Genomic DNA, 10,755 nt, shown 5'->3' on the forward strand with positions numbered 1-10,755 from the left:
GTTTTATATTTTTAATTTTTTGAAAAATTGCTGATTGTCTATTACTTTAATTTAGTTAGTGGATATGAACAGCAGGCCAACACCTTTGCATCTCCACTTAATCATGACACATGAATAAGGTGTTGGCACTTAAGGGAAATATGCAATTTACTATTTCCAAAATCAGGGAACTAGCACCCCACTGGCCTACACAGCCGGGCTGCAGAAATCACCCTTATTGCAGCCTCGATATAAGCTCGATCCGCTCCAGAATATCGCCCTGCGACAGATCGCATTCCTGAAATGAATGCATTATCGCATCCAATCTTTGCCCCGCTGTTTCGCGCCCTATTTAGGCAGTGATCATGGTTCATGCAGATCCGATCAGCGCTGTTATGGGGGTTGCCACCATTTGTGCGATACTTTCCACACCATCCCCAGCGATTCGCAATGCTCTGGCGCGGGGTACCCAAACCTTTCTCTACGCGATACTCTTCAACCAACATCTCGTTATATACGCTCATTACTTCTATAACGAATGCGTCTACTTGGTCTTCCTTAGCTTGTTCCACATCGGTAAGTTCAAGCCCCTCAGGGGAAATGTACGAATACCGATCAATCGTTTCGTTGATTTGATCTCCCGTTGGAACGTGAGCATATTGAACTGCGCCCGCTTCACGAGAAACGGTCGCATTTGCCTGTCCGGCCACTGAAAGTGGAATCATTATGACCATACAGGATGCAATGAATTTCCGCATGGTTTTTCTCACTGGATCTCCTCACGCGCAAGTCGAGTTATATAACTCGAGAATGAACACCATTTTTAATTAAACGGTATCTACCATCCTACATAGTGATCGGAACAAAACAATAGTTCTTTATGTGGTATAAATCACACAATAAGCTACCGTTGCCCTACTTCATAATATATCTTATTGTTTTGCTGGCTTGTCGGGCTGTTTGTGTGGACTGCCAATTCATAGGTACGTATCGAACCGGGCAGAACTGCCACGACATCAGTATCGAAAGCACTGAAAGATCATCATGAAATGTCTAGGTTTGTTCCGTTTGAGCAGCTGGCAAAATCTTCAGACATTCTAACGCATTTAACCAATATGTGCTCTTAATAACAAGATCGGATAAAGTTAGTTTATGGACACACAGGTAAAGCGCGGGAATTATTTTCTGGCAGCAGTTCTCGCTGGGGATGCAGCCATGTCAATCAAACCTCCCAAATTCATTCGGGATTGCCTGCATGGGGTGAACTTTCCGCAAAATTGGTGGTGGTCACTGATCGTCATCAAATCGTTGGCCGCTTTAGGGCTTGTCCGCGGCACTGCGAAAAACAGTCCACAACTGACAACTGCCACATCCACCGGCGTCGTGGCTTATTTCGCGTGTGCAATCTTCGCGCATGTGAAGGCAAAGTTTTTAGGCAAAGAATTCTGGCTCAACTGTTTAGGAATGACAGCACTCAGTGCGACAGTGCTGGTGCAAAACCGCAAGCAGCATCGCTAGGCCATCTGCGGTCGCGCCGCACCCCGCACCCCACGGTGTAGGACCAAGCGATGAAGCCAACCGTCGGAAAGATTGTCGCAGCTTCGATTCTTAGCGCCGGGGTGCTTGGCGGTGGTGCAGCACTAGGTATCGCCACCACCTATGGCTCCCCGGAACGGGCGCACTACCAGATCGACGCGCCGACACACAGCAATCTCGCCCTGCGCATTCACAACCCCGACGGCGTGCTCACAGCCGACGACGAGCGAATCCTCGAACGCGATGCTGCACGCCTCGAAGTACCGGGCGTCGTCAAGCAGCTGCACTATATTGTTTTCGCGGATAACGACGACAACGTCAACGACACCGTGGAAAACTACCTGCGCGATCACCACCCGGAGCTCATCGGCGACGATAATTTTGCCGACGGAACATTGTTTGTTGGCGTGGGGCTTAATCCCCGACAAGCTTTCATTTTCGCTGGTGATGACGTCGCAGAGTTACTCGAACTGCGCGACAGCAGCCACCTGAGCGAATCACTGGATGCGATCAAACCCGGTGTCAAAGACGGCAATATCCCCGGCGGCCTGTTCCACGGCGCCTCCGTAGCAACTGACCTCGCTGCCCTCGAGCAAACGCGCTTCGATAGCGCAGAATCCGACCGCACCTCCGCCATCGTTATGGGAGGTCTCGGCGCCGCAGCCCTCGGTGGTGGTGTTGCAGCAACAACCGGAGGGTATCGGCGTAGCCGTGCAAAGAAAATCGCCCAAGCACGGGAAGACTTCGACTATATTTCCGTTGAATTCGGCACACTCGCCCAGCGTTTGGACGCCATAGATATCCGCGCACATTCACTGACCTCCGCTTTTGCGGATCAGCAGTTGCGTGACCAGTGGCGCAAGGTGCGGGACCGCTTTCTGCACATGCATGACGACGTCTCCAAGTTCAGCGAACTCAGCCCGCGAAGCGACGACAAGACATTCCTGCAGTACGCGGGCCAACTCAGTGACGCGGCCTCGACCGCAAAGAAGATGCACCATGCCGAAGACAACATCGACACGATCTTTGCTTTGGAAAATGGTGATGAACTCACCCGGCGCAGCGAGGCACAGTCATTGCGTGACGACGTCGTCGAGGCGAAAATGAAGGTGCGGAATGTTGATTCCGGTCTTTACCAGGAATTGGCTGCAATCCAGCAGCGAACCGAAGCTCTAGCCCAGGAACCTAGCGTTGAGGATTTCTTGGACAATTTCATTGTCGTGCTGCGTGACTAACAGGCGGCGTTAACGCAGCTGCGTAAGCGAGAATTTAGCGATATTGACGAATCGAAGGCGGATGCACCACAAGCCCCGGGATTGACTTCGTCCGATTACCGGCCGGGTTATGGATGGAACAACTTCGTGCCTTATTGGGCGCTGAGCAGCTGGCATGCTTCCACCGTCGAAGCGCAATCCAGTAGCTCGAACAGCGGGAGCACGAATACGTCGTTTAGTTCTGGGTTTTCTGGCGCGGGTGGCTCGTCAGGGTTTTAGTGCTAGCGCTTCAGGGTTTTAGCGCTAGCGCTGTGAGCCGTGCGCTTCGCGTGGGTTCTCGTGGCTATTGTTCTCTGCGTCATCGTGGTCATCGTGCTCGAAGCCGTGTTGATCGGTGCTGTGCAGGTCGTCGCTGTTATCTTCGTGGCCGCCATCCTGGTGTTGCCCAGAAGCAGCGCCACTATCAGTCTCCCCAGCTTCGCTAGTCCCAAGCTTGTCTTCCCGGGTCTCGCGCAGCTCCCCAATCAACTCGGAGAAGAAGTCCCGCACAACGGACCACTGCACGGTCGTGTTTTCCAAATGCTCCGGCAAACGTTCAATCTCTAGGCTTAGCTCTTTGCGACGGCGTTGCTCCGCCAGCTCACTGCGCAGCTCACTTAACGATGCCTCGGCCTCACGCAGAATCTTTTCCAACTGCTCTTCTACGGACTTACCGCGCAGGTTGTCAGCCCCTGTGTCGTGGTGCGGATCCATCATCGTTATTACTTCCTTATCTCATATCACCGGCGAGCATGTTCTACACCGGGATGAGTGGTGATTCCTAGAATACAGTGGTGAGCAGGATCAAAACGCCCGGCAGCACCAGGAACATGCCCAGCACCCACGCTGCGATATACAGCTTGTTACGTGCGCCGATATTCGCGATGCCCTGCGCCAAAAACAGCGGCACCTCGCGCACACCTGGGATGCCGTAGATCACCAGAGCAGCGAAAACGTTGAACATCAGGTGAATCAGCGCGCCTTGCAGAGCGGCCTGGCCTTCCAAGCCAGTGAATGCGAATGCGGCAATCAGTGCGGTGATCGTAGTGCCGATATTCGCACCGATGGTGAATGGGTAGACCTGACGGATTGACAAGGTGTTAGAACCAGCCAGGGGAACCACCAGCGCGGTTGTCGTCGAAGAGGACTGCACCAGCATGGTGATAACCATGCCAGCACCAATGCCGGAGATCGGACCACGGCCCAAGGACTTGTGCAGAATGTCTTTGGCCTTACCAACCATAACGACCTTCAGCAGCGCACCGATGAAGTTGACGACGCCGAGGATCAGCGCAATACCAATCAAAATCTGCGCGATGCCAGCGATGGTCTCTGGCAACCAGCTCGTCGATGCAACCAGCAGGTCTTTGCCCGGCTCGGTGATAAAGCCAATGAACGTGCCCAGGCCTTCCATGCCGGTGGCCAAGAAACCAGCTTGTTCGGATTCGGCGTTCACGCCGGAAACCAAGAAGCCGGTGACCTTTTCCAACAGGCCGAACATCAGCTCCAGCGGCAGGAAGATCAGCACCGCCAGCAGGTTAAACATGTCATGCACGGACGCTGCGGCGAAACCACGACGGAAGGAGTCTTTGTCGCGCACCATGCCCAATGAGACCAACGTCGAGGTCAGCGTGGTGCCGACGTTCGCGCCCATCAACATTGGGATGGCGATTTGGACTGGCAAACCACCGGCCATCATGCCGACCACAATCGAGGTGGTCGTCGACGAAGACTGAATCAACGCAGTGGCCAGGATACCGACCATGAGAGCGATCAGTGGGTTCTGTGCAAAAGCGAACAGCTCTTCTGCGTGATCGCCGGTGGCAGCCTTAAAGCCGTCACCGATCACGCCAACGGCGGTGATAAGCAACCACACGCTGACGGCGACAGCAACCCAGTTCACCCACTGCTTATCAGTGTCAATACCGAGGCGCTTCAGTGGATTACGCGGAGCCTTTTGCTTTTCCTGCACACCCTGTTCCAGCCGTAGTTGAGCGTCGCCAAGGGTGCGGTCATCGGATGCGGTCTGATCCGGGAACGTTTGCCCTGAGGAAGTGTGTGACATCATCTGTTTCCTGACACCTTGCTTCGCACTTGCAGCCCGCACCCCAGAAAACTTAAGAAAACTAGAGGTGCGTACTGCCACTGATTGGTTTGTTTCAGGCCCACTCGGGGCCTTACAACAAGCAATGTATCGGGCGTGCGGAAATACGAGGTTCACACAAGGTTACAAACAAGCAAACTTTTTGGATTGTGAGCAACCTAACGGGCTTAACGACGCCCCGCTTTTTCGTCGGCAGCAATGATGCGCTGCAAGTACTCCGCTATTGTTGGTGCCTCGATCCAGGCCGGAGTTGGATTCCAGAACGGAGACACAGCCTGACCTGCGATAAAGAAGGTGCCGAAGCCGTCCTCAGTAGCACCCACAAACGCGATCTCATCGGCAGATTCTGCCACCACGGAATAGCCAGCGAACGCGGTTGCCTGCGCACCCTTCAACTCTTCGGCAGAATCGTTCCGCTCCATGAACGCCTCGGCTGCCTCGGTGGTGGAGAGTTGTTCATCTGGAGTAAACATTCCGTTACGGAATACGATGCCGCGCGTCATGTCCCCATTGACATCCTTGAGCGGCTTATCAATGTTCAGCAAACACCGCAGCCCATCCTCGCCCGGCGCGACCGTTTCCGGGAGTTCACACAACGATCCGTCCGGCAGCGCAATGCGGTAGAAGCCATCTGTGATGGTCGGTTCGATGGTCTCACCGTAGCCGAGGTCAGCCGCCGGGGTTGGTTCCTTGCTGGAGCTCGATTTGCTGGAGCTAGATTTGCTGCTCGACTTGCTGGATTTACCGGTGGATGTGCCGGAAGATTTCTCGCTGGACTTGTCGGTGGACTTGCCCGCGGATTTGCTAGTCGATTCGCTTGCCGATTCCGACGCTGTAGCCGAGCCGGACTCGGATTCGCTTGTCGACGCCGAATCGCTGGACTTATCCGACGCTGTAGAATCCGTCTCCGTAGCAGCGGCATCGGCAGTGCTATCCGCAGCGCTGTCGGCAGCACTGTCTGCAGGCTGCGGATCGGGACGATTTTCTGGATTAGAACAGCCCGCCACGCCTAAAGCAATGACGGCGCTGATGCCAAGCGTGCGGGCGAGTTTCCGTGCATGAGATTTCATGCACCTAGTCTAGCCTGTTTTCCGGGTCACAATACCGGCTACTTCACCACCAGGTTGATCATGCGGCCAGGCACCACGATCTGCTTCACCACGGACTTCTCGCCGATCGCCGCGAGCACCTTGTCGTCGGCAAGCGCGGCGGCTACGGCATCATCCTGGGAGACGTCGGCAGCGACCTGCACCCGCGATTTCACCTTGCCGTTCACCTGCACTGGCAGCTCAATTTCGTCGTCCACCAGGTACTTCTCGTCGAAGCTCGGGAACTGCTCGAAGGTGATCGTGCCCTCGTGGCCCAGGCGCGTCCACAACTCCTCGGCGATGTGCGGCGCCACCGGAGCGACCATCACAGCGATCGGCTCCACGGCAGCACGCGGAGCACCGTCCGGGTAGTTCTTCGTCAAGTAGTTCACGTACTCGATGAGCTTGGCGACGACGGTGTTGACCCGCAGGTTCTCATAGTCGTCGCGCACCCCAGCGATGGTGCGGTGCAGCTGCTGCAGATCCTTTTTGCCCAGCTCCGCATCCACGACGGCCACCTCGCCGGTGTTCTCGTTGACCACCAGGCGCCACAGACGCTGCAAGAAACGCTGCGCACCGACGACGTCCTTGGTAGCCCACGGCCGAGAATCTGCCAGCGGCCCCATCGACATCTCATAAACCCGCAGGGTATCGGCGCCAAAGTTTTCGGCAATATCGTCGGGCGCGACCGCGTTCTTCAGCGATTTACCCATCTTGCCGTATTCCCGGTTCACCTTGTCGCCGTGGTAGAAGAACTCGCCGTCACGCTCTTCGACTTCTTCGGCAGGCACATAGACGCCACGGGAATCGGTGTAGGCATAGGCCTGGATATAGCCCTGGTTGTACAGGCGACGGTACGGCTCTTTCGAGCTCACATGTCCCAGGTCAAACAACACTTTGTGCCAGAAACGCGCATACAAAAGGTGCAGCACGGCGTGCTCCACGCCGCCGACGTACAGGTCCACTCCGCCCGGATCGTTCGGGCCATGGACCTCTGGGCGTGGACCGGTCCAGTAGCGTTCGTTGTCGATATCGCAGAAGGCGTCGCTATTCGTCGGATCGATGTAGCGCATCTGGTACCAGGACGAACCTGCCCACTGCGGCATGACGTTGGCATCGCGGTAGTAGGTCTTGGTGCCTTCGCCCAAGTCCATCTCTACTTCGATCCACTCGCGCGCTTTCGCCAACGGCGGCTGCGGCTCAGTGTTCTGATCGTCTGGGTCGAAGGACACCGGCTGGTAGTCATCGACTTCCGGCAGCTCCACCGGCAGCTGGTCTTCTGGGATCGCGTGTGGCCGGCCGGCCACGTCGTAGACGATCGGGAATGGCTCGCCCCAATAACGTTGGCGGGCAAACAGCCAGTCGCGCAGCTTGTATTGGATCTTCTCGACGCCGCGCTCGCGCGCTGCCAACCAGTCGATCGTGGCAGCGATGGCCTCCGCCTTGGACTTGCCGGTCAGATCCAGCCCGTCGTCGTTCGCAGAATTCACGTAGGTGCCTTCACCGGTGTGCGCTGCCGTGGAGACATCACCACCGGCGACGACCTCGGTGATCGGCAGGCCAAAGACCTGCGCGTATTCGTAGTCACGCTCGTCGTGGGCGGGCACGGCCATGATCGCGCCCGTACCGTAGCCGGTCAACACGTAGTCTGCGGTAAAAACCGGCAACTTCTTGCCGTTGACCGGGTTGGTGGCATAGGTGCCTAAGAAAACACCAGTCTTTTCCTTATTTTCTTGGCGCTCCAAATCCGATTTCGCGGCAATGTCGCTGCGGTAGGCCTCGATGGCTTCTTTCGGGTCTTCATGGCCATAGGTCCAGCGGCTATCGACGTCATCGTCGTACGGAACTGGCGAGAGCAAAGCGTCGACAAGCGGGTGCTCTGGGGCCAAAACGACGTATTCCGCGCCGAACAGCGTGTCGGGGCGGGTGGTAAACACGGTGATGTCGTGGCCTTCGCAGCGGAAATCAACCTCGGCACCGCGGGAACGGCCGATCCAGTTGCGCTGCATGGATTTCACCTTCTCCGGCCAATCCAGCAGTTCGAGGTCATCCAAGAGGCGATCAGAATACGCGGTAATGCGCATCATCCACTGCTTTAAGTTCTTGCGGAACACCGGAAAGTTGCCGCGCTCTGAGCGGCCGTCGGCAGTGACCTCTTCGTTCGCCAGCACCGTGCCCAGGCCCGGGCACCAGTTCACGGTGGAATCGCTCAGGTAGACCAGGCGGAATTCATCGACGGCCCGGGCCTTTTCTTCCTCGCTTAACGACGCATACTCGCGGCCGTCCTTGGTGGCCAGCTCGCCAGATTCCAGCAGCGGGTACAACTCGTCAATCGGGCGCGCTTTTTGCTGCTGCTCATCGAACCACGACTGGTAGATCTGCAAGAAAATCCACTGCGTCCAGCGGTAAAACTCCGGGTCGGTGGTGGCGACTGAACGGCGTTTGTCGTGCCCCAAGCCCAAGGCACCCAACTGACGACGCATATTTTTGATATTCGCCACCGTCGTCGTGCGCGGGTGGGTTCCGGTTTGGATCGCATACTGCTCAGCCGGCAAACCAAAAGCGTCATAGCCCAAGGTGTGCAGCACGTTTTTGCCCAGCAAGCGGTTAAACCGGGCGAACACATCCGTGGCGATATACCCCAGCGGGTGACCCACGTGTAGGCCCGCGCCCGACGGGTACGGGAACATGTCTTGCACGAAGAGTTTGTCTTCGGGAAGGGCGGCGCCGTCTGCCGGGGCTAAATCACCAGTGGGGTTTGGCGCATTGAACGTACCCGTCTCGTCCCAGTACTGCTGCCACCGCGACTCAATATCATTGGCGAGCTGCGGGGTATAGCGGTGTTCCGGGCCAGTACTAGTTTTTTCAGTGTTTTCACGCGCTTCGGTCATGGTTTTATAGTCTAATAGGTTTACGGGATGCACCCCGTTTTCACAGAAGGGTTAGCACAATATGCGTATGACGATCGGCGATTTTCTCATCCGTCGCCTGAAAGAAATCGGCATTACGGAAGTCATTGGCGTGCCGGGTGATTTCAACTTGAACTGGCTGGAACAAATCGAAGCTGCCGACGGCATCCGCTTTGTGGGCAGCACCAACGAGCTCAACGCTGCGTATGCTGCCGACGGCTATTCCCGCGCCCGCGGGGTCTCGTGCCTGTTGACGACCTACGGCGTCGGCGAGCTCTCCGCACTCAATGGCCTGGCCGGGGCTGCCTGCGAGCACATCCCGCTGGTCTCGATCGCCGGTGCTCCCCCGCTGTTTGCCACGGAAAAACGCTGGTTGCTGCACCATACGCTTGCCGACGGAAACTTCGGCAACATGCTCGACTCGTTGCGGCCATTCACCGCGCTCGCCGAACGCATCAGCCCCATGAACGCAGTCGACGAGATTGACCGCGCTCTGCGGACCTGTCTGCGGGAAAAACGCCCAGTGCACCTGCAACTGCCCTCCGATATTTCCCACCTGAGCATCACCGTGCCCGACGAGCCATTGGATACCTCGCTCGAACCGTCGGATCCGGTGCAGCTCGAGGCCGTACTGGAGCGATTGGTGCAGGAATTCGCGGCCGCGGAAAACCCAGTGCTGCTCGTCGACCAGGACGCGCAGCGCCACGGGTTCTTAGATTTGTTTGCCCAGCTCGTCGACAAGATCCAGCTGCCGTATGCCCAAATGGCTTCCGGCAAGGCGCTGTTGAGCGAGCAACACCCACTGTTTTTGGGCACCTATAACGGTAAGGCCTCGTGGCCGGGCGTGCGCGAGCGCGTGGAAGGCTCGGATTTCTTGCTCACCTGCACCCCGCGGTTCATTGAGGTGAACTCGGGTAGCTTCTCGCATGAGTTGCACGAAGAAAACATCGTGGATTTCGGTGACCAGCACGTCAATATTTACGGCGAGCACATCGTGGGCCTGGACACCACAGAGGTGCTGGCCGGGTTGCTGGAGCGGCTACCGGCTGCCGACGGGGCTGGCGCGGCGAACTCGGACGATCAGCCCAGCAGCGTGAACCCGGAGGCAGTATTGCCGGAGCCTTTTAAGGTCCGCGCCGGTGCCGAGCTGACGCAGGCGCGCTTGTGGCCACAGGTCCGCGAGTTCATTCGCCCTGGTGACACGGTGATTGCGGAGGCCGGAACCTCCAATATTGGTTTGGGCCCGCAGCGCATGCCGGAGAATGTTCGCTACATCAACAGTGCTATTTGGGGCTCGATTGGTTATACCCTGCCAGCTTTGCTGGGCAGCCAAATGGCCGATGCGGATACTCGCCACCTGTTGTTCATCGGGGATGGGTCTTTCCAGTTGACCGCCCAGGAATTGTCGACGATTCTGCGGGAGAAGCAAAAACCCATCATCGTGTTGTTGAACAACCGCGGCTACACCATTGAGCGCTACATCTTGGGCATGGACCGCGAGTACAACGACATCGCCGATTGGGCTTATCACAAGTTACCGGAGGTTTTTGTCCCCGGAACCGAGATGATTTCTTATACCGCACGCACTGAAGACGAGCTTGCCGACGCCTTCGCCGCTATTAATAACAGCGACAAGGGCGCGTTCCTGGAAATCCACCTGGACCCAGAAGATGCCCCCGCTGGCCTGCAGGCCTTCGGACCGATGACCGCGGAATTCGATTACGGTCCGCGTGGGCCTAGGAACTAAGAGGTCCGGAATTGCAGTTGTTGTTATTTATTGAAACAACTAACAACAACTCAAAACAACTAGCAACAACTATTCTGAGCTGGGAAAATAACCAATTTCGCTGCCCTAAAACCGCACAAGTTGTTTCCAAGTTGTTTGC

Annotated in this window: 8 protein-coding genes; 3 read left to right on the plus strand and 5 right to left on the minus strand. The window is 56.6% G+C overall.

Going from position 1 to position 10,755, the window contains the following annotated elements; all coding sequences use genetic code 11:
* Positions 1 to 170 precede the first annotated feature (170 nt).
* A complete protein-coding gene (locus B142_RS0105735; protein WP_152671675.1) occupies positions 171 to 749 on the minus strand; it encodes a hypothetical protein in 579 nt (192 codons plus the stop codon).
* Between the two features lie 382 nt (positions 750 to 1,131).
* Here B142_RS0105735 and B142_RS0105740 point away from each other — a divergent pair, with 382 nt between their 5' ends.
* Both B142_RS0105740 and B142_RS12025 read left to right on the plus strand, forming a co-directional pair.
* A complete protein-coding gene (locus B142_RS0105740; protein ID WP_018120598.1) occupies positions 1,132 to 1,497 on the plus strand; it encodes a DoxX family protein in 366 nt (121 codons plus the stop codon).
* Positions 1,498 to 1,547: 50 nt separating this feature from the next.
* Positions 1,548 to 2,750: a DUF5129 domain-containing protein gene (locus B142_RS12025; protein ID WP_018120599.1), complete on the plus strand. Its 1,203-nt coding sequence runs from the start codon at positions 1,548 to 1,550 to the stop codon at positions 2,748 to 2,750.
* A gap of 282 nt (positions 2,751 to 3,032) precedes the next feature.
* On the opposite strand, the gene B142_RS13865 is transcribed toward B142_RS12025, so the two are convergent.
* From B142_RS13865 to leuS, 4 genes are all read right to left on the minus strand, one after another.
* Positions 3,033 to 3,485 carry a hypothetical protein gene (locus B142_RS13865; RefSeq protein WP_018120600.1) on the minus strand — a complete coding sequence of 151 codons (453 nt, stop codon included), beginning with the start codon at positions 3,483 to 3,485 and terminating at the stop codon, positions 3,033 to 3,035.
* Between the two features lie 64 nt (positions 3,486 to 3,549).
* Positions 3,550 to 4,836: a Na/Pi cotransporter family protein gene (locus B142_RS0105755; RefSeq protein ID WP_201803754.1), complete on the minus strand. Its 1,287-nt coding sequence runs from the start codon at positions 4,834 to 4,836 to the stop codon at positions 3,550 to 3,552.
* A gap of 203 nt (positions 4,837 to 5,039) precedes the next feature.
* Positions 5,040 to 5,942, minus strand: a complete 903-nt coding sequence (locus B142_RS0105760) for a hypothetical protein (RefSeq protein ID WP_026167877.1) — start codon at positions 5,940 to 5,942, stop codon at positions 5,040 to 5,042.
* Positions 5,943 to 5,980: 38 nt separating this feature from the next.
* Positions 5,981 to 8,851 carry a leucine--tRNA ligase gene (gene leuS / locus B142_RS0105765; RefSeq protein ID WP_018120602.1) on the minus strand — a complete coding sequence of 957 codons (2,871 nt, stop codon included), beginning with the start codon at positions 8,849 to 8,851 and terminating at the stop codon, positions 5,981 to 5,983.
* A 61-nt stretch (positions 8,852 to 8,912) separates the two neighbouring features.
* On the opposite strand from leuS, the gene B142_RS0105770 reads away from it, so the two are divergent.
* Positions 8,913 to 10,616 carry an alpha-keto acid decarboxylase family protein gene (locus B142_RS0105770; RefSeq protein ID WP_018120603.1) on the plus strand — a complete coding sequence of 568 codons (1,704 nt, stop codon included), beginning with the start codon at positions 8,913 to 8,915 and terminating at the stop codon, positions 10,614 to 10,616.
* Positions 10,617 to 10,755 lie beyond the last annotated feature (139 nt).

This window comes from Corynebacterium propinquum DSM 44285 (assembly GCF_000375525.1).
GTDB classification, from domain to species: domain Bacteria; phylum Actinomycetota; class Actinomycetes; order Mycobacteriales; family Mycobacteriaceae; genus Corynebacterium; species Corynebacterium propinquum.